The following is a 21,753-nucleotide window of genomic DNA, read 5'->3' on the forward strand; positions in this document are numbered from 1 at the left end:
GTGCCCGCGGCATCGTACTTCGCCACCAGTCCGGCGCTATCGCAGAGGAACCTGGTCGTGCCGGCCGCGCTAACGCTGGTCTGCGCCAAGCGGCCGGGCGGATCGCAGGCGAGGTGCGCGGTCTATCCGCCGCTCGCCGATACGAAGCGGTTCTGCGCATCATACACGAAGCACGCCGAACTGCCGGAGGTGAGCTTGCCGTCGGCGTCATAGGCGAAGGCAGCAGGGCCGGCGGCCGTGTGCTGCTCAAGCGCGTGGGCGGTGTGGCTCCGGCGCAAGGAGCTCGTGCTCAAACGGGGTGCCGAGCCCGTGCCTTGAAGCCAGATCCCGTTCCTTTTCCTCCACATGCGATCGCAGTCCCCAGAGTCCTGGCGCGTCGCGGCGGTTCGTTCCGTGCAGAAAGGAAGGTGGTGCCGCTTAGGTGATTCGAACACCTGACCCCATCATTACGAATGATGTGCTCTACCGACTGAGCTAAAGCGGCACGTGTGCGCGTCCATATCGCCGCCGGGCAGGGTCCGCAACGGCAAAGGATGGAGGCCCGAGCCGGAATCGAACCGGCGTGCAAGGATTTGCAGTCCTCTGCGTAACCACTCCGCCATCGGGCCGCGCGTGGGAAGACAGCGCCTAGCCGCTCGGCGCGCGAAGCGCAATTGCCTCGTGGACGGCGCGGGTGCTGGAAGGCGGTGCTAGTCGTCGCTGAAAACGGGTGGGCGGCCGCTCATCGCCGCGACCACGGCCTCCACCTGGTTCGGACGGCGGATCACCCGCTCCTGCGCCTCGCTCTCGGCCAGCAGGATCGCGTCGGTCGGCTGGTCGAGCATGGCGGTGAACAGCCGCTTGGCCTCGCGCACCGCTTCGGGGTTGCGGCTGGCGATGGTGGCGGCGATCGCCATCGCGCGCGCCAGCGGGTCGGGATCGGTGAAGGTGACGAGACCGGCGGTCAGGGCTTCCTGACCCGACAGTTCGCGGTTGGTGTAGACCAGTTCGCGCAGCAGGTCCGGGCGGACCAGCCCGCGCCACAAGGCAAAGCCGCCCATGTCGGGCACCAGTCCCCACTTCATCTCCATGATCGACAGCCGCGCGTCGGGCGCGCACACGCGCAGATCGGCGCCGCTGGCAATCTGCAGCCCGCCGCCGAAGCACACACCGTGGACCGCGGCGATGACCGGCACCGGGCACCGCGCCCAGACCATCGCCACTTCCTGGAAGCGGTTGGTGTTGCCATGCGTCCGCTCCGCCAGCGGCGGTTCGTCGGGGTCCGGGGCGCGGGAAAAGCTCGCCGTGTCGAGACCGGCGCAGAACGCCCGTCCCGCGCCCGACAGCACCACCACCCGCACGCCGCGGGTCTGCGCCACGGTCCGGCCTGCGGCGATCAGCGCGTCGAACATCTCGGGATCGAGCGCGTTCATCTTCTCGGGGCGGTTCAGGCGGACATGGGCGATGTGCGCCGTCAGCGTGGCCCGTACCCGGTCGCCGGCAAACTCGCCGAGAATGGTCATCGTCCGGCCTCCTGCCCAACCGCCGCCAGTGCCTGCGCCGGCGCTGCGTTCACGCCGTGCTGCTGGAGAAAGCGGCGGATGTTGCGCGCCGCCTGGCGCAGCCGCTGTTCGTTCTCGACCAGGGCGATCCGCACGAACCCCTCTCCATCCTCGCCATAGCCGACACCGGGCGCCACCGCCACGCGGGCCTCGGTCAGCAGGCGTTTGGCAAAGGCGAGGCTGCCCCAGTGCTTGAGCGCCGGAGGAAGCGGTGCCCACGCGAACATCGAGGCGGGCGGCGGCGGTATGTGCCAGCCTGCGCGGCCGAACGCCTCCACCAGCACGTCGCGGCGGTGGTGGTAAAGGCGGCGGTTCGCCTCGACGATGTCCTGCGGCCCGTTGAGCGCGGCGCACGCTGCCGCCTGCACCGGGGTGAAGGCACCGTAATCGAGATAGGATTTCACCCGCGTCATGGCCGCCACCAGCTGCCGGTTGCCGACGGCGAAGCCGATCCGCCACCCCGCCATGGAGTAGGTCTTGGACAGGGAAGTGAATTCGATCGCGACGTCGCGGGAGCCCGCCACCTGGAGGATGGAGGCGGTGGGCCGTCCGTCGTAATAAAGCTCCGAATAGGCGAGATCCGAGATGATCCACACCCGGTTGTCGCGCGCCCACGCCACCAGCCGCTCGTAGAACGCGAGGTCCACCGTTTCGGCCGTGGGATTGGAGGGATAGTTGACCACGAGCACGGTCGGCCGCGGCACGGTGAACGAAAGCGCCCGTTCAAGGCTGAGGAAGTAGTGTTCATCCGGGGTGGTCGGCACCGAGCGGATGGTGGCGCCGGCCAGGATGAAGCCGAAGGTGTGGATCGGATAGGAGGGATTGGGCGCCAGCACCACGTCCCCGGGCGCCGTGATGGCGGTGGCGAGGCTGGCAAGCCCTTCCTTGGACCCCATCGTGACCACCACCTCGGTTTCCGGATCGACCTCCACGCCGAACCGCCGGGCATAATAGGCCGCCTGCGCCCGCCTGAGCCCGGGAATGCCCCTGCTCTGCGAGTAGCCGTGGGCATCGGGCTTGTGCGCCACCTCGCACAGCTTGGCGATGACGTGCGGCGGGGGCGGCAGATCGGGATTGCCCATGCCGAGGTCGATGACATCCGCGCCCTCAGCCCGGGCGGCGGCGCGCATGGCGTTCACTTCCGCGATGACGTAGGGCGGCAGACGCTTGATGCGGTAGAACTCATCCATCGGCAGGCGCATCTTTCCCGGCGAGGGGCGGGATGCGCCCTCCCGCCGGCGGGTGTAGCGGCCGGCCCGCTCCGGCGCAAACCTTGACCGGCGCGGGATGACCGGGAACGTCTGCGGCAGGCCGCGTTGAGAAAGGTGCAGCCATGAGTGACGACACCGCTCCCGATCCGTTCGCCAGCCTGTGGGACGCGCAGGCCCGTCTGTGGCGCGTCTGGTCGCAAGGGAGCGCGGAGGCGGCGGGCGGCCGCGAGGCCGACGCGCGGCCGGAGACGGACTGGGGTGCGCTGGCGCTGCGCCTTCAGGGCATGTGGATGGAGTTCCTCGCCGAGCGGCAGGATGATGGCCTCATGCGGTCGCTGTTCGACCCGTCCGCCGTGGCGCGCTGGCAGCAGCGCTGGCTGTCATCCGTCGTCGCCCCTTCCATGGAGCAGCAAGCCGCCCTGTGGCAGGAGGGACTGCGCGCCTGGACCCAGATTGGAGCGGCGGCCAGCCGGGCGGGCGAGGGCGAGGTTCCGGAACCCGACACGCTGCCGCGACAGGACAGGCGCTTCACGGACGTCGCCTGGCGGTCGCACCCTGCGTTTCTGGTGGTCCACCAGACCTATCTGCTCGTCGTCGAGCACCTGCGGGCGCTGGCGGAGCGGCAGACGCACTTGCCGCCCAAGCTGCGCGAGCAGCTGCGCTTCTTCACCGACGCGGCGAGCGAGGCGGGCAGTCCGGCGAACCTGCCCTGGCTCAATCCGGTGGTGCTCGAGCGCACGCTCGAGACGGGCGGCGAGAACCTTGTGCGCGGCATGCAGAACCTGTTGCGGGATCTGCGGCGCGGCCAGCTGACCCATAGCGATCCGGATGCCTTCAGGGTCGGCGAGAACCTCGCCACCACCCCGGGCAAGGTCATCGCGCGCACCCGCCTCTACGAAGTGATCCAGTACAGCCCCGCCACCGACAGCGTGCTGGAGGTGCCGCTGGTGATCTTTCCGCCATGGATCAACCGGTTCTACATTCTCGATCTCAATCCGCGGAAGAGCTTTGTCCGCTGGTCGGTCGAACAGGGGCTGACCGTGTTCATGGTCAGCTGGAAGTCGGCCGACGCCAGCCTCGGCGATGTCACCTGGGACGATTACGTGCAGGCGCAGATCGACGTGGTCGACCTCGTGCGCGAACGGCTGAAGGTTCCAGCTGTGCACACCATCGGCTACTGCGTGGCGGGGACGACGCTTGCCGCAACCCTGGCCGTTCTGGCAGCCCGGGACGAGGCCGCGAAGATCCGCAGCGCGACCTTCTTCACCGCGCAGGTCGATTTCGCCGACGCGGGAGAACTGCTCAATTTCGTCGATGACCAGCAGCTCACTGCGCTGGAGGCGCTGACCCCCGAAGGGTATCTGGACGGCCGCTACATGGCCGCGACCTTCAACCTGCTGCGCGGCACCGACCTCATCTGGAACTACGTGGTCAACAACTACCTGCTGGGCGAGGACTACCCCGCCTTCGACCTGCTGCACTGGAACGGGGACGTGACGAACCTGCCGGCGAAGTGGCATCAGCAGTATCTGCGCGACCTGTACCGCGACAACAAGCTGGTGCAGCCCGGCGCGCTGACGGTCCTCGGCACCCCCGTCGACCTGTCGCGCATCACAACGCCCGCCTATGTGCAGAGCGGCCGCGAGGATCACATCGCTCCGGCACGCAGCGTCTGGAAGCTGGGCCGGCACCTTGGCGGCGAGGTGCGCTTCGTGCTCGCCGGTTCGGGCCACATCGCGGGTGTGGTGAACCCGCCGGATGCGCGCAAGTACCAGTACTGGACCTGTGACGATGCCGTCGACACTCTGGACGCTTTCGAGGCGGCCGCCACAGAACATCCGGGAAGCTGGTGGCCGGACTGGTTCGCCTGGATCGAGAGCCAGGCGCCTGCCCGCGTCCCGGCCAGCGGACTCCGCGTTCCGGGGTCGGATGGTGACACGGTGCTTGGCGATGCGCCCGGAGAGTACGTGCGTCAGCGGTGAGCGCCTGCTGCACTGCACAACAAAACCTTGCATTTTGCCGTGGGTCGCGTATATTGTGCGGTGCAGCAATCAGTGAGGACTCCCATGGCATCGCGCAAGCCGCGCCCCAACGCAAAGCCCGCTGAAGGGCAGGACCGCAACGAACCCGACCTGCAGGCGATCGCCGCCGCCGTCGCTGCGCCGGACTCTCCGGCGGCAGCGGCAGAGCCGACCGGGGCGGTCGAAGCCGCGCCGGCCGCGGACACCGCACAGGCTCAGGCTTCGGTATTTGACGCAGCCCCGCCCGCCGACACGACAGACGCAAAGGACACCGACATGAACGACGAAGCGATCAACACCGCCAACGAGCAGCTGAACACGGGCATGGACGCCCTTTCCGGGCTCACCGGAGACATGCAGAACCGCATGCACGCCTTCTACGAGCGCAGCACCACCACCCTGTCCGACATGGCCGAGCTCGGCCGGGGCAATGTGGAAGCGGTGGTCGAAGCCGGCCGGGTCTGGACTTCGGGCCTGCAGGAACTTGGCCGCTCGGCGCTTGAGGACAGCCGCGGCCTTTATGAGGGACTGTCGGAGGACATGCGCCGCATGGCCGCGGTGAAGTCGCCGACCGAGCTGATGCAGCTTCAGGGCGAGCTTGCCCGCCGCAACATGGACGGCTTCATCGCCCATGCCTCGCGCAGCACCGAAACCATGCTCAAGCTCATCAACGACGCGTTCACGCCGGTGTCGAACCGCATGAGCGTGACCATCGAGACGCTGACCAAGAAGGCCGCCTGAACAGGGCCGGAACACGCCAGGCCGCCCACGGGGCGGCGCGGGGACCGGGCGGTGAATGCCGTCCGGTCCCTTTGTCTTTCTGCGGACGCGCCGGCGCGCTTGCGCAAGGCGGCGGGCATACGATATTGACGGGCATGATGACTGCCGTTCCCGACCTTCTTCCTGTCGTGCAGAGGGCGCATCGGTACTGCATCCCCGCGCCAGTGGCGGCTGCAGACGACGAGACCGGCAAGCCGGGAGGTCCGCAGGTCGGTGTCGCCACGAAGGCGCGCACCAAGCCGCAGAAGCCGAGCCGGTACCGGGTGCTCCTGCTCAACGACGATTACACGCCCATGGAGTTCGTGGTGCTCGTGCTCAAGCGGTTCTTCCGCATGGATCTCGAGGAGGCCACCCGCGTCATGCTCCACGTGCATCAGCGCGGGGTCGGCGTGTGCGGGGTGTTCCCTTACGAGGTGGCGGAGACCAAGGTGAACCAGGTGATCGACTTCGCGCGGCAGAACCACCACCCGCTGCAGTGCACGCTTGAAAAGGCGTAACCGGACCCGCGTCCGGCCGTTCCGCCTTGTTCCGCTTCATCCCCGCTCTCGACCGCTACATCTTCCGGCTCGTGCTTGTGCCGATGCTGGGCGTGTTCGCACTGGCGGCCACGTTGCTGCTGCTGGACAAGATGCTGCGTCTGTTCCAGTTCGTCACCTCCGAAGGCGGGCCGGTGACGGTGGTGTTCACGATGCTGGCGACACTGATGCCGGAATATGCCAGCCTGGCCATTCCGCTGGGTCTGCTGCTGGGGGTGTTGCTGGCGTTCCGGAAGCTGGCGGTCAGCAGCGAACTGGACGTCATGCGCGCCGTCGGCCTGTCCTATGGCCGGCTGCTGCGGGTGCCCTACCTCATCACCGTGGTGATGATCGCCGTCAACATCGCGCTGGTCTTCTACCTCCAGCCCATCGGCCGCTACACCTATTCGCAACTCGACCACGAACTGCGCAGCGGCGCTCTGGGGGCATCGATCCGGGTGGGCGAATTCACCAGCCTTGGCGATCGCATGGCCCTGAGAATCGACGCCAGCGAGGATGACGGCCGGCGGCTGCTGGGCATCTTCGCCCGCGTGGCCAACGACCGGGGACAGGTGCTGTCGATTTCCGCCCGCGAAGGCCGGTTCCTCGCCAATGCCGAGAACCGTGACACGATCATCCTGCGGCTCGTCGACGGGTTGATCATTCAGGACACCGGCCCGGACCGCATCGGGCGTGAGCCGCGGGTGCTCACCTTCGCGCAGAACGACCTGCCGATCGACCTGCCCGCACTCGAGCGCTTCCGCAGCCGCGGGGACTCGCAGAACGAGTACATCCTGCCCGAACTGCTGAGGATCGGTTGGGCGAGCGACACGCCGGAGGCGGAGCGCAACGCGACCCGGGCGTCGTTCAACTTCCGGCTGGTGGAGGTCGTCATGATGGCGCTGCTGCCGCTGCTGGCGGTGGCGCTGGCCATCCCGCCCAAGCGCTCGACGAGCGCACTGGGTGTCTTCCTCGCCATCATCATGGTGGTGTCGTACCACAAGATCAACCAGTACGGGGAGGACGTCGCGGCGCTCGGACTCGTTGACCCGGTGATCGCTCTGTGGACGCCGTTCGTGCTTTTCGCCGCCCTCATCGTGTGGATGTATCATCGCGTCGCCCATGTGCCCGGCGGACAGGCGATCGGTGCGCTCGAGGCGGCCGCCGCGCGGGTCAGCGCGCGAGTCAGGCGGATGCTCGCACGACGCCGGGCGCGTCCGGCGCCCGCACTGCTGGCCACGGCCGAGGGATAGCGGTCGCAAGCCGGTGCAGAACCTCGATTTCTTCCCGTCGCGCACGCTCACCGTCTATCTGGCGCGGTTGTTCGTGGTCCGCATCGCCGCTGTGCTCGTGATGCTGATCCTCGTGCTGATGATGCTCGACCTGCTCGCCAAGAGCGGCGAGATCCTGGCCGTTCCCGGCAACGGGCAGGCGCAGCTGCTCACCTATGTCAGCCTGCGCATGCCGGAACTGGTCGAGACGTTTCTGCCCTATTCCGTCCTGCTGGCGACCATCATCACCCTGCTGACGCTCAACCAGAACAGCGAGGTCATCGCCATGAAGGCGGCGGGCATGTCGGCGTTCCAGGTGCTTGCTCCCCTGTTGCTGACGGCGCTGGTCGTCTCGGGGCTCAGCTTCGCCTTCAACGAACGGATCGTGACCCGCGCGACGGCGACGCTGTCGGCGTGGTCAGCCAACGATTACGCGCCCCTGCCGCCCGGCTCCGACGTGCTGGCGAACGTCTATCTGAGCGACGGGACGAACGTGCTGATGGCCGAGACGGTGTCCGGCCATGGCGAGTCGACGCGCCTCAGCGGAGTGACGTGGTACCGGCTGGGTCCGGGAGGCCTGATCGCCGAGCAGATCACCGCGCCGGCCGCGACCTATGCTGCGCCCGGATGGCGGTTGACGGATGCGACCCGTTTCTCGGTCGAGCGCGTCGCCCGCACGGCGGTTCCGGAGGTCATCGTCGGCGAGGGGATCCAGCCCGATGCCTTGCGGCTGAGCCGGGTCAATCCGGATGCCGAAACCTTCCGCAGCCTCGGCCAAATCATCGAGCAGTACCGCCAGGCGGGGCGGCGCACCAGCGCGCTGGAAGCGAGCCGCTGGCACAAGCTGTCCGGCCCGCTGGCGGCGTTCCTGATGCCGCTGCTCGGCGCGATCGCGGCGTTCGGCCTCGCCCGGTCCGGCAAGCTGTTCGTGCGCGCCCTCATCGGGATGGCGCTGGGCTTTGCCTATTTCGTGTTCGACAATGCCGCCCTCGCCATGGGCAGCTTCGGCGGCTATCCCCCCGTACTTGCCGCGTGGCTGCCGTTCGTGCTGTTCTTCCTCATCGGCCAGACGGTTCTGGTGCGCACGGAGGAGTGAACCTGGCCCGCGGCCGCGCACCCGGCGCGGCGCCGCGTCCGCCGCTTGCCAGGCACGCAGAGACAAGAGGCGGCCCGGAACGGGCGCAGCGGTGCTCCGGCAGGGGCTGCCGGATCAGCGCACGACCATGGTGCTGCGCGCGATCCGCGCGACCAGCGGCGCCATGCCGGCATGATTGGCGCTGTCATAGGTCGATCGTTCGCCAAGCTCGCGCCGCAGACGCCGGTGCGCCTCGGGGAGGTCATGGTAGGGCATCGACGGCATGAGGTGATGCAGCGCATGGTAGCGCAGCCCCACCGGCGCCCACAATTCGGCCCAGATCCCTGGCGGCGGCACGTTGACGCTGTCGAGGAACTGCGCCGTCACCGTCATCGCCTCGCCCTCGTTCTCCCACAGGTGCGCCACCAGGGTGCGCAGCTGGTTGAGCACGGCCACGACCGACACCACCGCCACCAGCACCAGCAGCGGAGTCCAGCCGATCACGAAGCCCGAGCCGATCAGCACCCATGACCACGCAAAGCCGCCCGCCTCCTGCCAGAGCACGCGGCGCCGCAGCTCGGCATCCGGTTCGCCGCGGCGGTAGTCGGGATTGATGGCCAAGGCCGACAGCCGGGTCCAGACCAGCCGCCGCACGGACGGCACCAGAGCGCCGAGCGGCACCAGCACGGCGAAGCGGATCATCAGGCCGATGAACAGGAACGCCGCCATCACGATGAAAAGCGGCAGGCTCCACGGCTTCATCAGAGCCAGCGGCAGGTATTCGGGATCGCCGCGCGTGCCGTACTGGGTGCGTTTGTGATGCTGCGTGTGCACGCCCTCATACATGAAGGACGGCGTGAGCAGGGGAATGCCGACAAGCAGGTTCCAGCCTAGCCGGAAACCCGGCAGCGCATCGCGGCGCACATGCGACAGCTCGTGAATGAACAGCAGCGCCCGGTACAGGGCCAGCACGGCGACGAGGCCGCAGGCGAGCGCCAGCCATGGGGACGTCGCCAGGATCGCCCCCGCGAGCGCGCCGTAGCCGAGCAACGCCGAAAGGCCGAGGTCGGTCCAGTAGACCGCCGGCCGGGCCACGCCCAGATCACGGGTGAGGTCGCGCGCCGCGCGCAGCAGCTCGCGGTCGTCGCTGTGCAGATAGTCGACGCGCCGCGCCCGCGCCCCATCGCCCGCCGCCGGGGCTGCGGGCGCAAGGCCGGTGCCGAGTTCAATCGCCTGCTGCATCGTCATCGCGCTGCTTCCATTCATTTCCTATGCCGGGTCCGCCCATGCACCGCCAGCGGGCGTTTTCCGCCACTGTCATCGAGCCGCTCGCTTGACATGCCGTGGCGGAGCGGTTCCAGAACATCCGGCGCCGCCTTAGCAGAGCCAAGCTGAACGGAACACAGCGTGAGCACCACCGAGCTAGTGATCGAGCCTGTCACGGGCAAGAGTGGACGCGCCCGCTTCGTTGACACCGGACGGGCGTTCGCCGCCTCCACTGCGCACAGCGTGCCGCAACTCCGGCGCGAGCAGCTTGAACTGCTCGACCCGGCCCGCAACCCCTATTTCGGACATGCCCGGGTCCAGCTGTTCCTGGCCACACGCGGAGGCGAGCCCGTCGGGCGGATCGCCGCGCACATCGACGAGCTTGCCCTCGCCATGCCCGCGGCGCAGGGCTTCGGCCCCGGCACCGGCCTGTGGGGCTATTTCGACGCCGCGGACGCGGCCACGGCCGCCGCGCTGCTGGCACAGGCCGAAGCGTGGCTGCGCGCGCAAGGCATGACGCGGGCGCTGGGACCGCTGTCGCTGTCGATCTGGGAGGAGCCGGGGCTGCTGGTGCGCGGCCACGATCACGCCCCGACCGTGATGATGGGGCACCATCCGGAACACTACCGGCAGTGGATCGAGGCCGCCGGCTATCGCAAGGCCAAGGCGCTGCTGACCTACGAGCTCGATGTGGCGCAGCAGTTTCCGCCCCTGATCGAGCGCATCATCCGTTCGGGCGAACGCAACCCGCAGATCCGCGTGCGCGAGGCGGGCCGGGAGGATTATGCGGGCGACGTGCGGATCATCCTCGACATCCTGAACGACGCGTGGTCGACGAACTGGGGTTTCGTGCCGTTCACCGAGCGGGAGATCGCCTATGCGGCGAAGAAGCTGAAGCCGCTCATCCACCCGCAGCTCGTCCGGATCGCGGAACTCGACGGCCGGGCGGTGGCCTTCATGATCACGCTGCCTGACATGAACGAGGTGCTCGCCGCGATGAACGGGCGCCTCTGGCCGCTGGGTTGGGTGCGGCTTCTGCGCTGGCTGCGCCGTCCCCGCAGCCGCACCATGCGGGTGCCGCTGATGGGCGTGCGCAAGGAGCATCAGAACAGCCGGCTCGCCAGCCAGCTTGCCTTCATGATGATCGAGTACATCCGCCGCGACGCCGTCAGCACGTTCGGAGCGGTGCGCGGCGAGATCGGCTGGATCCTCGACGACAATCAGGGAATGATCGCCATCGCCGATGCCATCAACAGCCATGTCAACCGCGAGTACTGGATCCTTGAAAAGCCCATGTGACACGCCTCCTTCCCTGCGGAGGACCCGATCGCTCCGGCATCGCCGCCGCATCGCGGTGCGCCCATGACCGCCACGGAGCGCGGTCAGGCGGCCGGCGAACACCCCGGCGGGGAGCTGCCGCAGCGCGTGCTGCTGGTCGAGGACGATCCGGTGCTTGCCCTCGACATCATGACGACGCTGCAGGAGGCGGGCGTGGCGGCGATCGAGCACTGCTCCACGACCGAGGCCGCGCTGGCGTCGCTGCGCGGAGAGCAGCCCGACCTCGTCATCCTCGACGTCCACCTGACCGACCGGGATGACGGCTGGGCCATCGCGGAACTGGTGTCGCAGATGCTCCCGACCGCGCCGCGGATCATCTTCTCCACCGCCGCGCCGGACGAGATCCCGCCGTTCATCGCCGAACTGGGACCGGTGCTCGAGAAACCCTACGACCCGACCGACCTCGTTGCGCTGATCCGCACGCCCGCCCGCCGGGGGATCATCTGGCGCCTCAAGCAGGCGATGCGCTGAGGCGCCGCCTTTCCGCGCGGACCTCGCAGGTCACGAAAAAAGGCCTCCGTTGCGTGTCGCACGGAGGCCTTTCGGGATCGTGTCAAAGCCGGTTGGACGGGAGGGGGGTCTCGGCAGTGACATGGGTTTAACCGGCGACCTCCCGGTCCTGTTCCCGCCGATCAGCAAAATTTTTTCGTCGGCTTCGCACCCGCGGCCGGCGGCCGCCGGCATCAGCCAAGCGGCTGCAAAACCGTGCTTGCGTCGGCCCGCGATGGCCTTATGGCGAGGGCAAACCCGCTGGGATCGACCCGGCGCAGCGTCGGTGTGCCGGCACGTCCGTGTCGCCGCTGCGGCGTCGCTGCCCGGAGTGCTTGCAGGATAGGAACCGTTCATGTCGCTTGGTGACCAGATTGCCCGCTACCTCCCGTACCTGCGCCGCTATGCCCGTGCGCTGACCGGATCCCAAGCGACCGGCGATGCGTTCGTGCGCGCGACGCTGGAGGCCGCTCTGGCCGACGAGGCGGTGAAGCAGTCGCTGGAGGGCGGGCGTGTTCCGCTCTACCGCGCGTTCAATAAGGTCTGGTCGAGCGCCTATCTCGAAGTCGACGAGAGCGCTGATGCGGCGTCCGAGCATGAGGCCGCGGCGCACAACCGCCTCAAGGCCGTGACCCCGCTCAACCGGCAGGCGCTGCTGCTGACCACGCTCGAGGACTTCTCGATCGAGGACGCCGCGCAGATCATGGACATGAACCCGGACGAGGTGGAGCAGCTTGTTCAGCAGGCCGTGGCGGAGATCGACCGCGAATCGACCACCAGCGTTCTCATCATCGAGGACGAGCCGCTGATCTCGATGCAGCTCGAGGATCTGGTCCGCTCGCTGGGGCACGACATCTGCGGCACGGCCGCCACCCGGACGCAGGCGCTCGAGGTGGTGGCGGAACGCACGCCGGGGCTGGTGCTGGCCGACATCCAGCTGGCCGACGGTTCTTCCGGCCTCGACGCGGTCGACGACATTCTGGCGATCGACTCGGTGCCGGTGATCTTCATCACCGCCTACCCGGAACGGCTGCTCACCGGCGACCGGCCGGAGCCGACCTATCTCGTGACCAAACCCTTTCAGGAGCAGACGGTGCGCGCGGCGATCAGCCAGGCGCTGTTCTTCGGCACGAGCCGCGGCTTCGACTGATCCCGGCGCCCGGCGTCCGGCGCCGCATCGCGGGGCCGGCGCGGGGCGTTGCCCACACGCCGAGGTTCAGGCGGCGGCCGTCTGCCGGGTGGCCGCGCGCAGGGCAAAGGGGCTGGGCTGGCGGACGGGGACCAGCAGGGTGCAGCGCACACCGTCCGGCTCGAACCGCAGGTTGACCGGGTGGCGCAGCTCGTGCGCCACGATCTTCTCCACCAGATCGGTGCCGAAACCGCGGGTGCGCTGCTGCGGAACCGGCGGGCCGCCGTGTTCCTCCCACTGGATCCGGACGAGCTTGTCGCCCTCGTGCTCCCAGCGGATGTCCACCTGCCCGCCAGGCTCGCTGAGGGCGCCGTACTTGGCGGCGTTGGTGGTGAGCTCGTGCAGCGCCATTCCTAGCGACAGGGCGTCGTTGGGGGCCAGTTCGACCGGCGGACCGGAGATGGTGACCGCCTGCTCGCGACCGCGCATGTAGGGCGCCATCTCGGCGCACACGACCGCCTCGAGCGGGGTGGTGCTCCACTCCGACTTGGTGAGCAGGTCATGCGTCGCCGACAGCGCCCGGATCCGCCCGTCCAGACCTTCGGCGAATTCCTCGAGGCTGGCAGCCCGTCGGCGGGTCAGGGCGATGATCGACAGCACGTTGGCGAGCGTGTTTTTCACCCGGTGATTGAGTTCGCGGGTCAAGGTGTCGCGGATCGAACTCTGTTCCTGGAACCAGGCGAGCCGCTGCTGGTCCTGCTCCGCCTGCCGCGACAGCAGCCGCACCAGCAGCATCATCAGACCCGCCACGGACAGGCCGACGACCAGCGCGAGGAGGGACAGGCGGGACAGGAGCGGCCGCGCCCTGTTCGTCACGGTGAGCTGATACAGCCGGTTGGCGATCTGAAGCTGGCTGGTGACCGAATGGCCGCGGCTGGCGCCCGCCTCCCCGAGCGTCGCGATAAGCCGGCGCTCACCCGCTGACTGCCCGCTGGCCGGACCCACGTCGTGCAACGTGACCGCGTAGTGCTCCGTGGCGAGATCCGCGGGCGCGGTTGACGCCAGCAGGTCCTGCGACCGGAAGGGGCTGTAGATGAAGCCGCGCAGTTGCCGCTCCCGGCTGTCGCTGAACACCGGCATGTAGATGTTGAAGCCCGGCGCGGTGCCGCCGCCCTCCTGCACCAGCACGATCGGCGCCGTCGCCACCGGCTGCCTCAGCCGCACCGCTTCGCGCATGGCCTCGCGCCGGGCGGTGTCGGCGTACATGTCGTAGCCGATCGCGAGTCGGTTGCGCGGCGTGTCGGGTTGAAGGAAGAAGATCGGAACCAGCAGCGGCCGGGTGCTTGCATCCGGCGCCGGCTGGATCCTGACGGGACGCCCGAGGATGGCCGACGCCTCCGCCTCGAACGACGCCGCAGCGAGGGGACTGATGGCCGGCGCCCAGCCGATGCCCTCCGCGCCGCGGAAGTTCTGGTCCAGCCGCAATTCGCTGGCAAAGCGGTTGAACATGTCCGGCGTCACCGCGCCGGCCGTGCCGAAGAGGGCGGAACCGGCCCGCAGATAGGCGCCCGTCGTCGCGGCCCGGCGGATCAGCGATGCGGTGATTGCGTCGGCCGTTCGCGTGGCGGCGATCCGGTCGCGCGAGCGTTCGGTCCGCTCGAGCGCGACGACGCTGATGAGGGTGATGGCCGCTGCAAGAAAGAAGACCAGCAGCGGAGCCGTGCGCGGATTGCTCGCCAGCCAGCTCCGCCTCGACACACCGTCCGCCATCACATCACCGTTGCGGGGCCGGGCGCCATGCCGGCCTCGTGTTCCACTGCTTTCAGCGGCCCGGGGTGCGACCCGATCCGAACCGGCCTTGTGAGGAGGAACAATGGGCCTTGCGCATCGTTCCCTGCCCATTAAACCAACATTCGACCCCGCGCAGAGCGGCCGAAGGCCTGCCTCTCCGCGGCTTTTGCGCTTTGAGCCTGGCGAGGGAACCAGATCACTTTGACCCATACCGAAAACACAGGCACCCGCGGCGCCGCGTCCTTTGCACCCCGCCGGCCGGGCGCGGGAAGCAAGCCCGGCTGGAGCAACGGTCTGCGCAAGCTCTACGACTCAGTTGTCGAGGAGCCGCTGCCCGACACCTTCAAGGATCTGCTGGCACAGCTGGACAAGCGCGACTGATGGGGCAGCCTCAGCGAACCGCCGACGACAAGGCGGATTTCAAGCGGGAACTGACCGAGGTGGTGCCGCACCTTCGCGCGTTTGCCCGCGGTCTGTGCGGCCGGGCCGACATGGCCGACGACCTCGTGCAGGAGGCGTTGCTGAAGGCCTGGGCGGCGCAGGACCGGTTCGAACCCGGCACCTCCATGCGTGCTTGGACCTTCGTCATCCTGCGCAACGCCTACCTGACCGACATGCGCCGCAATCGTTTCCGCGGCGACTATGACGAAGGCGTGGCCGAGCGGGTGCTGACCGCGCCGGCGGGACAGGAAGAGCCGATCCACCTTGCGGACATGCACCGGGCGCTGCTGACGCTTCCGCCCGAACGGCGCGAGGCGCTGCTGCTGGTCGGCGCGGGCGGCTTTTCCTACGAGGAAGCGGCGGCCATCTGCGGCTGTGCCATCGGAACGATCAAGAGCCGCGTGGGACGCGCCCGGGCGGCGCTCAACACCATGCTGTCCGAAGGCGACGTTCCGCAGCGGGCGATCGGCGACGAGGGCGCGCACCGCGCCATTCTGGAGGAGCTTGACGGTCTGGCAGCCGGCAATAATGTCGAAGAGCGCGCCTGAGTCCATCCACGGTCTGACGGCGCGGTCGCGGCCGGTCGCGTGTCGCTGACCCGTCTGCCTGAAACCGCCCCTCCGGCTGGCGCTCCGCAGGGCGAGCCGGTACGGGTGGAACCGGCGCCGCTGACGCAGGATGCGCGCCTGATGTCGGCCATCGTCGTCCTGCTGGGCGCGGGGCTGTTCCTCGCCCTGCCGTTCGTTCTGTCGGTCGGCGCGGTGGTGTTTCTCCCCATCGCGAGCGCGCTCGTGCTCACGGTGCTGCTCTCCCCGGCGGCGGACCGCATGGCCCGCTGGGGCCTGCCCAACGTGTTCGCCTCGCTGCTGGCGCTGCTGATGTTCTTTGCCGTCCTGCTGCTCGCGCTCGGCCTCATCCTTCAGCCGGCTGCCGTGCTGCTGGAGCGGCTGCCGCAGATCATCGACCGCGTGGGTGAGCGTTTCGCCGAGGTGCGCGACCGCTTCGGCTGGATGGTGCAGATCAACGACAAGCTGTCGGAGGTGATGGGCCGGTCCGCGCCGGAGGTGGTGCTTGCCACCCCCAGCCCGCTTGAAACGCTCGCCTTCGCCACGCCCAGCGTGCTGCTGGAGGTGCTGCTGACGTTTCTGCTGACCTTTTTCATGATCGAGGCACGGGTGCGGATGCGGCGGCGGCTGCTGTTCGAGCGCGCCTCTTTCGGCAGCAGCCTCAAGGCCGTCCGGGTGGTGCGCGAGGTTCAGGACCGCGTTGCCGCCTACATCGCGACGGTCGGCATGATCAATGCCGGCGTGGGCGTGATCACTGCGCTGGGGGCGTGGGCGCTCGGCGTGGAGGCGCCGGTGATGTGGGGCGGGCTGGCCGCGCTGTTCAACTTCCTGCCCTATGTCGGGCCGCTGGCGATGGTGGTGCTGCTGTCGCTGTTCGGCGTCGGAACGGCGGAGACCATCATGCTCGGTCTGGTGCCGGCGGCGGCCTATCTTGTCCTCCACGGCATCGAGGCGAACATCGTCACTCCCTCGATCCTGGGCGCACGCTTCACCATGAGCCCGGTCATGATCCTGATCTCGCTCAGCTACTTTTCTTGGATCTGGGGCTTTGTCGGTGCCCTTCTGTCCGTGCCGATCCTGCTGATGCTGACCGCTTTCTTTGACCAGGTCGGGCGGCCGAACCTCGTCGGCTTCATCTTCGGCGAGCCGCTGTTTGCCGAACCGGCGTCCCCGCTCGTCGAGGAGGACGCCGGTCCGCCCGGCTAGGCTGCGCCGCGGTTCAGGCGGGGTAGGTCCAGACGCTGCCGCGGGCGAGGTTCTCGGCCGCGAAGTCCCAGTTCAGCCGCTCGTCGATGACCGCGTCGAGATAGGCGGGGCGCTTGTTCTGGTAGTCGAGGTAATAAGCGTGCTCCCACAGGTCGACGACCAGCAGCGGGTTCATGCCGCGATCGGCGAGAGTGTCGCCGTCATGGGTCTCCTCCACCGTCAGCGTGCCGTTCTGCTCGGCCAGCCACACCCAGCCACTCGCAAAGTGGCCCGCCCCGCGTTCCTTCAACTCGCGCTTGAGCGCGTCGAGCGAGCCGAAGCTGCGCTCGATATGCTGCGCGAGGTCACCCGAGGGCTGCGTGGCTTCGGGAGTCAGCGAATGCCAGTAGAAGCCGTGGTTCCAGCTCTGGGCGGCGTTGTTGAACAGCCCCTGCTGCGTGCCGCGCGCGGCCGCCACCACCGCCTCGAGCGGCTTGCCGTCAAGCTCGGTTCCCTCGATCGCGGCGTTGGTCTTGTCGAGATAAGCCTGATGGTGCTTGCCGTGGTGGTAGGAGAGCGTTTCGGCGGACACCGCCGGCTCGAGCGCCGAGCTGGGGTAGGGCAGGTCGATGAGTCGGAATGCCAAGATCGTGCTCCTTCGCAAAACGGAATGTGTGAGGGACAGTGTAGCAGGTTCAACGCGGCTCGGGCAGTGCGGTTGCCGCCGCTTCGGGCTGAACCCGGTCGACAGCGCTCGCCACGGCGACGTTCATGGTCACGTTGCCGACCGTGCGAACAATGTCGGGAAGCATCTCGATGGCCACCAGCAGCGCGAGCGGCTCCACCGGCACGCCCATCGTCACGGCGATGGGACCGATGGAGATGACGAAGCTGATCGTGCCCGGCAGGCTGACCGAGCCGACCGAGATGATGAACGCGACCAGCACGCCGGCCAGCAGCACCGGGGCGGACAGGTCCACGCCGGCGAGCGTGGCGATGTAGATCACCACCGCCAGGTTCATCGCCGGGCTGGTGGCACGGAAGATGGCCACGGCGAGCGGCAGCACGAAGTCGGCGGTGCTCTCGCGCACGGAGAGGCGCCGCGCGCTGGCCAGCATTGCCGGCAGGCTGGCGAGCGAGGACTGGGTGCTGATCGCCACGGCATGGGTGGGCAGCATGGCGCGCAGGAAGCGATGCGGCGCGATCCGGCCGCCGACCGCCGCGAGCACGATGCCGCCCAGCACGATCACCAGCCCCATCGCGGACACGGCGAGGATGTAGTGGGTGAACGCGGCAAAGGCGCCGCCGCCCGCTTCGGCGGCGACGCCGAGGGCAAGGGCGAACACCCCTGCCGGCGCCAGCCACAGCACCCAGCCGATGATGATCAGCATGGCGTTGCCGAGCGCGTGGAAGAAGCGCAGCAGCACCTCGCGCTGCGCCGCCTCGAGCCGCATCAGGGCAACGGCGAACAGCGCGAAGAACAGAGTCAGCGGGAGCATGGCCGTCTCCGCCGCCGCGGCGAACAGGTTCGGAGCCACGAAGGAGGTGAGGAAGTCGCCCACCGACGGCAGCGTCGCCGCGGCGGCGGTTCCTCCGGCGAGCAGCGCCTGCCCTCCCGGCGGGATCGGGAACGCCGCAAGCAGCAGCGGCATCAGCAGCACCGTCGCCGTGCCGCTCAGCAGCAGGATGACGAACACGAGCGCGATCATCCGCCGGGCCGTCGCTCCCGCCCGCGCGGCGGCGATGATCTTGGCGATCCCGGTCACCAGCAGCGCCGCGACGAGCGGGATGATGGTCATCTGGAGGCCGCGCAGCCACAGCGTGCCGACCGGTCCAGCCACCTGCAGCGCGGCGTCGAGCGCGCGCGTGCCGCTCAGCACCGTGCCCGCGGCAAGACCGCCGACAAGACCGGTGAAGGTCCACACCACCGGCAGGCGGATGCTGACCAGCGGCATCGATGACGGTGACTGGCGATGGCCAGGCAGGTGGGTTGATGCTGACATCCAGCGAGCCTTTGCTTTATTTTAGGGAGCGGGCAATAGCAGCCGCCTGGCTGACCGGCACGCAGTGCGGCCGCGGGAACATGGATGCAAGAACAGATGGCGCGCAAGTTTTTCGGCACTGACGGGATCCGGGGCCGCACCAACGCCGGCCACATGACCGCCGCCACCGCCATGCGGGTGGGGCAGGCGGCCGGGCGTCACTTCAACCGCGGCGACCACCGTCACCGGGTGGTCATCGGCAAGGACACGCGATTGTCGGGCTACATGATGGAATCGGCGCTCGTCGCCGGCTTCACGAGCGTCGGCATGGACGTCATCATGACCGGCCCGCTGCCCACACCGGCGATCGCCATGCTGACGCGCGAGATGCGGGCCGATCTCGGGGTGATGATCTCGGCCAGTCACAACCTGTTCGAGGACAACGGCATCAAGCTGTTCGGTCCGGACGGGTTCAAGCTGTCAGACGCGGACGAGCTGGAGATCGAGGCGCTGATGGAGGATGACCTCGACCTCGCCAGCAGCGCCGACATCGGCCGCGCCCGCCGGATCGAGGATGCGCGCGGACGCTATCTCCACGCCGTGAAGCAGTCGCTGTCGGACGCGGTCCGGCTGGACGGGCTGAAGATCGTGATCGACTGCGCCCACGGGGCCGCCTACCAGGTCGCTCCGGCGGCGATCTGGGAACTGGGCGCGGACATCGTGCCCATCGGCGTGTCTCCGGACGGGCTGAACATCAACAGCGGCTGCGGCAGCACCTCGGTGAACGCGCTGCGGATCAAGGTCATCGAGGAACAGGCCGACATCGGCATCGCGCTCGACGGAGACGCCGACCGGCTGATCATCGTCGACGAGCAGGGGCAGGTGGTGGACGGCGACCAGATCATGGCGCTGATCGCCACGCACCTCCACGAGCGCGGGCAGCTGAAGGGCGGCGGGATCGTTGCCACGGTGATGTCCAACCTCGGGCTCGAGCGGTACCTGAACGGCCGCGGCCTGACGCTGGAGCGGGCCAAGGTCGGCGACCGCTACGTGCTCGACCGGATGCAGGCGGGCGGCTTCAACGTGGGCGGCGAACAGTCCGGCCACATGATCCTTCTCGACCACGCCACCACCGGCGACGGCACGGTGGCCGCGCTCCAGGTGCTTGCCGCCATGGTCAGCAGCGGCCGCCGCGCGAGCGAACTGCTGCACCAGTTCGAGCCCGTGCCGCAGCTCCTGCGGAACGTCCGCTTCAGCGGGGGCAAGCCGCTCGAGGCGGAGCGGGTGCGCAAGGCGATTGCCGAAGCCGAGGCGGAGCTGGCCGGGCGGGGCCGCCTGGTCATCCGGCCGTCCGGGACGGAGCCGGTGATCCGCGTCATGGCCGAAGGGGATGACGAGCGGCAGGTCGAATCGGTCGTGGCGCGGATCTGCGACGAGGTGCAGGCCGCGGCATGAGCGGCACGCCGCCCCGCGTGCTCGTGATCGCCGGGTCCGACTCCTCGGGCGGAGCTGGCATTCAGGCCGACATCAAGACCGTCACCATGCGCGGCGGCTATGCCATGACGGCGATCACCGCGATCACGGCGCAGAACACCACGGGCGTGCAGGCGGTGGATCTGCTGTCACCCGCGCTCATCGTGGCGCAGATCGACAGCTGCCTTGCCGACATCGGCGCCGACGCGGTCAAGATCGGGATGCTCGGCTCTGCGGCGGCGGCGCAGGCGGTGGCGGTCCGTCTCGCGCAAACCGGTCTCCCGTTCGTGTTCGACCCCGTCATGGTCGCGACCAGCGGCGCCGTGCTGGCGGATGCGGACACCATCGCGGCGTTCGGCCGGCTGATGCGGCTGGCGCGGGTGGTGACCCCCAATCTGCCCGAGCTGGAGGCGCTGGCCGGCACGTCGCTGCGCGGGGACGCGGAAGTGGCGGCCGCGGCACGGACGCTCGCGGCGGGGCATGGCTGCGCCGTGCTGGCGAAGGGCGGGCATGGTGACGGGGGAGAGGTCGTCGACTGGCTGGTCACACCCGACGGAGACGTGACCCGATTCGCCGGTCCGCGGATCGACACGCGGCACACGCACGGCACCGGCTGCACCCTCGCCAGCGCGCTCGCCACCGAGATCGGCCGCGGCGCATCGTTGGCAGACGCGGTCGACACCGCCCGGAGGTTCGTCGCGGAGGCCCTTCGTGCCGCCCCGGGCCTTGGTGCCGGAGCCGGCCCGCTCGGTCATCAGGCGGTCGGGACGCTGCGTCAGGCCTCGATCTCGTAGAACGCGCAGATGTGCGCCCAAGCCTCCTCGGCCGTCTCGCACCAGCGGAACAGGTCGAGATCGGCGCGCGAGATGACGCCCTCCTCCGCGAGCGCCTCGAAGTTCACCACCCGGGTCCAGAATTCGCGCCCGAACAGCAGCACCGGGATCGGCTTCATCTTGCCGGTCTGGATGAGCGTCAGAAGCTCGAAGAATTCGTCGAAGGTGCCAAAGCCGCCCGGGAACACCGCCACGGCGCGCGCGCGCAGCAGGAAGTGCATCTTGCGCAGCGCGAAATAGTGGAACTGGAAGCTGAGATAGGGTGTGACGAACGGGTTGGGCGCCTGCTCGTGCGGCAGGACGATGTTCAGCCCGATGCTCTCCGCGCCGGCCTCGCTCGCGCCGCGGTTGGCGGCTTCCATGATCGAGGGGCCGCCGCCGGAGGTGACGACGAACTGGCGCTTGCCGTCCTCGATCAGCGACTTCTCGCTGGCGATCCGCGCGAGCTTGTAGGCCTCGCCATAGTATTTGGCCTTCCTGGCGAGGTTTTCGACGATCACCCGCTGATCGTCGGGCAGGTCGTGCGCCCCCTCGAGCGCGGTCTGCGCCGCCTCGGGCGGCGGGATCCGGGCCGAGCCGTACACCACGAGGGTTGAACCGACCCCGGCCTGATCGAGCAGCATCTCCGGCTTCATCAGCTCGAGCTGGAAGCGGAGCGGGCGCAGCTCCTCGCGGGACAGGAAATCCGTGTCGCGGAAGGCAAGCTTGTAGGCCGGGTGCGCCGTCTGCGGGGTCACGGGCACCTTGGTCTCGGTGAACGCCGCCTCCTGCCGCGCGGGCGCGAACTTGCGATCCGTCAGGCCATGGTCGGTCTTGTCGGGCAGCATACGGGAACTCCAAGGGTCA

Annotated in this window: 21 protein-coding genes and 2 tRNA genes; 13 read left to right on the forward strand and 10 right to left on the reverse strand. The window is 68.8% G+C overall.

From position 1 onward, the window contains the following. Nucleotides 1-122: 122 nt before the first annotated feature. The 5 genes from ETO60_RS11200 to ETO60_RS03645 form a co-directional block, all read right to left on the reverse strand. The gene (locus tag ETO60_RS11200) at nucleotides 123-293 is read right to left on the reverse strand and encodes a hypothetical protein (protein WP_165362099.1); all 171 of its coding nucleotides are present in this window, start codon (nucleotides 291-293) and stop codon (nucleotides 123-125) included. A 115-nt stretch (nucleotides 294-408) separates the two neighbouring features. Next, a tRNA-Thr gene (locus tag ETO60_RS03630) sits at nucleotides 409-484 on the reverse strand. Between the two features lie 50 nt (nucleotides 485-534). Then, nucleotides 535-608, reverse strand: a tRNA-Cys gene (locus tag ETO60_RS03635). A gap of 81 nt (nucleotides 609-689) precedes the next feature. After that, nucleotides 690-1,502, reverse strand: a complete 813-nt coding sequence (locus ETO60_RS03640; protein WP_130002712.1) for a crotonase/enoyl-CoA hydratase family protein — start codon at nucleotides 1,500-1,502, stop codon at nucleotides 690-692. Next, entirely contained in the window at nucleotides 1,499-2,731 is a 1,233-nt protein-coding gene (locus ETO60_RS03645) for an LL-diaminopimelate aminotransferase (protein WP_234026301.1), read from the reverse strand. The genes ETO60_RS03640 and ETO60_RS03645 overlap by 4 nt, the downstream gene beginning before the upstream one ends. A 143-nt stretch (nucleotides 2,732-2,874) precedes the next feature. On the opposite strand from ETO60_RS03645, the gene ETO60_RS03650 reads away from it, so the two are divergent. The 5 genes from ETO60_RS03650 to lptG all read left to right on the forward strand — a co-directional run bounded on the left by ETO60_RS03650 (nucleotide 2,875) and on the right by lptG (nucleotide 8,435). Continuing rightward, complete coding sequence (locus ETO60_RS03650; protein ID WP_130002716.1) at nucleotides 2,875-4,734, forward strand: PHA/PHB synthase family protein; 1,860 nt, start codon at nucleotides 2,875-2,877, stop codon at nucleotides 4,732-4,734. An 84-nt stretch (nucleotides 4,735-4,818) separates the two neighbouring features. After that, nucleotides 4,819-5,514, forward strand: coding sequence for a phasin family protein (locus tag ETO60_RS03655; protein WP_130002717.1), 696 nt, complete (start codon nucleotides 4,819-4,821; stop codon nucleotides 5,512-5,514). Nucleotides 5,515-5,651: 137 nt separating this feature from the next. Further along, complete coding sequence (gene clpS, locus ETO60_RS03660; protein WP_130003095.1) at nucleotides 5,652-6,050, forward strand: ATP-dependent Clp protease adapter ClpS; 399 nt, start codon at nucleotides 5,652-5,654, stop codon at nucleotides 6,048-6,050. Nucleotides 6,051-6,076: 26 nt separating this feature from the next. Continuing rightward, entirely contained in the window at nucleotides 6,077-7,321 is a 1,245-nt protein-coding gene (locus tag ETO60_RS03665) for an LptF/LptG family permease (RefSeq protein ID WP_130002719.1), read from the forward strand. 13 nt (nucleotides 7,322-7,334) lie between these two features. Further along, entirely contained in the window at nucleotides 7,335-8,435 is a 1,101-nt protein-coding gene (gene lptG / locus ETO60_RS03670; protein ID WP_130002721.1) for an LPS export ABC transporter permease LptG, read from the forward strand. 114 nt (nucleotides 8,436-8,549) lie between these two features. Here the strand turns inward: lptG and ETO60_RS03675 are convergent, their stop codons facing one another. Beyond that, nucleotides 8,550-9,662 carry a fatty acid desaturase family protein gene (locus ETO60_RS03675; RefSeq protein ID WP_234026302.1) on the reverse strand — a complete coding sequence of 371 codons (1,113 nt, stop codon included), beginning with the start codon at nucleotides 9,660-9,662 and terminating at the stop codon, nucleotides 8,550-8,552. A gap of 159 nt (nucleotides 9,663-9,821) precedes the next feature. Here ETO60_RS03675 and ETO60_RS03680 point away from each other — a divergent pair, with 159 nt between their 5' ends. The 3 genes from ETO60_RS03680 to ETO60_RS03690 all read left to right on the forward strand — a co-directional run bounded on the left by ETO60_RS03680 (nucleotide 9,822) and on the right by ETO60_RS03690 (nucleotide 12,657). Continuing rightward, complete coding sequence (locus tag ETO60_RS03680; RefSeq protein ID WP_130002723.1) at nucleotides 9,822-10,979, forward strand: N-acetyltransferase; 1,158 nt, start codon at nucleotides 9,822-9,824, stop codon at nucleotides 10,977-10,979. Nucleotides 10,980-11,042: 63 nt separating this feature from the next. Then, on the forward strand, nucleotides 11,043-11,489 hold the full coding sequence (locus ETO60_RS03685) for a response regulator (protein ID WP_130002725.1): 447 nt from the start codon (nucleotides 11,043-11,045) through the stop codon (nucleotides 11,487-11,489). A 373-nt stretch (nucleotides 11,490-11,862) separates the two neighbouring features. Further along, nucleotides 11,863-12,657 (forward strand): response regulator, encoded by a 795-nt coding sequence (locus tag ETO60_RS03690; protein ID WP_130002727.1) that lies wholly within the window; start codon nucleotides 11,863-11,865, stop codon nucleotides 12,655-12,657. Nucleotides 12,658-12,723: 66 nt separating this feature from the next. Here the strand turns inward: ETO60_RS03690 and ETO60_RS03695 are convergent, their stop codons facing one another. Continuing rightward, nucleotides 12,724-14,406, reverse strand: coding sequence for a CHASE domain-containing protein (locus ETO60_RS03695; protein WP_130002728.1), 1,683 nt, complete (start codon nucleotides 14,404-14,406; stop codon nucleotides 12,724-12,726). Nucleotides 14,407-14,628: 222 nt separating this feature from the next. On the opposite strand from ETO60_RS03695, the gene ETO60_RS03700 reads away from it, so the two are divergent. The 3 genes from ETO60_RS03700 to ETO60_RS03710 are packed head-to-tail and all read left to right on the forward strand — an operon-like array spanning nucleotide 14,629 to nucleotide 16,640. Continuing rightward, the gene (locus ETO60_RS03700) at nucleotides 14,629-14,808 is read left to right on the forward strand and encodes a NepR family anti-sigma factor (protein WP_130002730.1); all 180 of its coding nucleotides are present in this window, start codon (nucleotides 14,629-14,631) and stop codon (nucleotides 14,806-14,808) included. Continuing rightward, on the forward strand, nucleotides 14,808-15,416 hold the full coding sequence (locus ETO60_RS03705; RefSeq protein ID WP_130002732.1) for a sigma-70 family RNA polymerase sigma factor: 609 nt from the start codon (nucleotides 14,808-14,810) through the stop codon (nucleotides 15,414-15,416). Before ETO60_RS03700 ends, ETO60_RS03705 begins: the two co-directional genes overlap by 1 nt. Nucleotides 15,417-15,455: 39 nt before the next feature. Continuing rightward, entirely contained in the window at nucleotides 15,456-16,640 is a 1,185-nt protein-coding gene (locus ETO60_RS03710) for an AI-2E family transporter (protein ID WP_234026303.1), read from the forward strand. Between the two features lie 13 nt (nucleotides 16,641-16,653). Here the strand turns inward: ETO60_RS03710 and ETO60_RS03715 are convergent, their stop codons facing one another. Together ETO60_RS03715 and ETO60_RS03720 are read right to left on the reverse strand one after the other, a co-directional pair. Then, nucleotides 16,654-17,265 carry a superoxide dismutase gene (locus ETO60_RS03715; RefSeq protein WP_130002734.1) on the reverse strand — a complete coding sequence of 204 codons (612 nt, stop codon included), beginning with the start codon at nucleotides 17,263-17,265 and terminating at the stop codon, nucleotides 16,654-16,656. 49 nt (nucleotides 17,266-17,314) lie between these two features. Next, nucleotides 17,315-18,622, reverse strand: coding sequence for a dicarboxylate/amino acid:cation symporter (locus ETO60_RS03720; protein WP_165362100.1), 1,308 nt, complete (start codon nucleotides 18,620-18,622; stop codon nucleotides 17,315-17,317). 96 nt (nucleotides 18,623-18,718) lie between these two features. Between ETO60_RS03720 and glmM the strand changes: the two genes are divergently transcribed. Together glmM and thiD are read left to right on the forward strand one after the other, a co-directional pair. Beyond that, nucleotides 18,719-20,056 carry a phosphoglucosamine mutase gene (gene glmM / locus ETO60_RS03725; protein WP_130002735.1) on the forward strand — a complete coding sequence of 446 codons (1,338 nt, stop codon included), beginning with the start codon at nucleotides 18,719-18,721 and terminating at the stop codon, nucleotides 20,054-20,056. Next, the gene (gene thiD, locus ETO60_RS03730; protein WP_130002737.1) at nucleotides 20,053-20,868 is read left to right on the forward strand and encodes a bifunctional hydroxymethylpyrimidine kinase/phosphomethylpyrimidine kinase; all 816 of its coding nucleotides are present in this window, start codon (nucleotides 20,053-20,055) and stop codon (nucleotides 20,866-20,868) included. Before glmM ends, thiD begins: the two co-directional genes overlap by 4 nt. Here the strand turns inward: thiD and ETO60_RS03735 are convergent. Further along, the gene (locus tag ETO60_RS03735) at nucleotides 20,850-21,734 is read right to left on the reverse strand and encodes an LOG family protein (protein ID WP_199798821.1); all 885 of its coding nucleotides are present in this window, start codon (nucleotides 21,732-21,734) and stop codon (nucleotides 20,850-20,852) included. The two genes, thiD and ETO60_RS03735, sit on opposite strands and share 19 nt — an antisense overlap. Nucleotides 21,735-21,753 lie beyond the last annotated feature (19 nt).

The sequence above is a fragment of the Qipengyuania thermophila genome (assembly GCF_004153605.1).
Taxonomy (GTDB): domain Bacteria; phylum Pseudomonadota; class Alphaproteobacteria; order Sphingomonadales; family Sphingomonadaceae; genus Qipengyuania_B; species Qipengyuania_B thermophila.

Excerpts from the sequence above, each read along its gene's own strand:
- ETO60_RS03690 (WP_130002727.1), top strand. The coding sequence starts at position 11,863 with ATGTCGCTTGGTGACCAGATTGCCCGCTACCTCCCGTACCTGCGCCGC.
- ETO60_RS03720 (WP_165362100.1), bottom strand. The coding sequence starts at position 18,622 with ATGTCAGCATCAACCCACCTGCCTGGCCATCGCCAGTCACCGTCATCG.
- glmM (WP_130002735.1), top strand. The coding sequence starts at position 18,719 with ATGGCGCGCAAGTTTTTCGGCACTGACGGGATCCGGGGCCGCACCAAC.
- clpS (WP_130003095.1), top strand. The coding sequence starts at position 5,652 with ATGACTGCCGTTCCCGACCTTCTTCCTGTCGTGCAGAGGGCGCATCGG.
- ETO60_RS03640 (WP_130002712.1), bottom strand. The coding sequence starts at position 1,502 with ATGACCATTCTCGGCGAGTTTGCCGGCGACCGGGTACGGGCCACGCTG.
- ETO60_RS03685 (WP_130002725.1), top strand. The coding sequence starts at position 11,043 with ATGACCGCCACGGAGCGCGGTCAGGCGGCCGGCGAACACCCCGGCGGG.
- ETO60_RS03735 (WP_199798821.1), bottom strand. The coding sequence starts at position 21,734 with ATGCTGCCCGACAAGACCGACCATGGCCTGACGGATCGCAAGTTCGCG.
- ETO60_RS03650 (WP_130002716.1), top strand. The coding sequence starts at position 2,875 with ATGAGTGACGACACCGCTCCCGATCCGTTCGCCAGCCTGTGGGACGCG.
- ETO60_RS03695 (WP_130002728.1), bottom strand. The coding sequence starts at position 14,406 with ATGGCGGACGGTGTGTCGAGGCGGAGCTGGCTGGCGAGCAATCCGCGC.
- ETO60_RS03705 (WP_130002732.1), top strand. The coding sequence starts at position 14,808 with ATGGGGCAGCCTCAGCGAACCGCCGACGACAAGGCGGATTTCAAGCGG.
- ETO60_RS03675 (WP_234026302.1), bottom strand. The coding sequence starts at position 9,662 with ATGACGATGCAGCAGGCGATTGAACTCGGCACCGGCCTTGCGCCCGCA.
- ETO60_RS03655 (WP_130002717.1), top strand. The coding sequence starts at position 4,819 with ATGGCATCGCGCAAGCCGCGCCCCAACGCAAAGCCCGCTGAAGGGCAG.
- thiD (WP_130002737.1), top strand. The coding sequence starts at position 20,053 with ATGAGCGGCACGCCGCCCCGCGTGCTCGTGATCGCCGGGTCCGACTCC.
- ETO60_RS03645 (WP_234026301.1), bottom strand. The coding sequence starts at position 2,731 with ATGGATGAGTTCTACCGCATCAAGCGTCTGCCGCCCTACGTCATCGCG.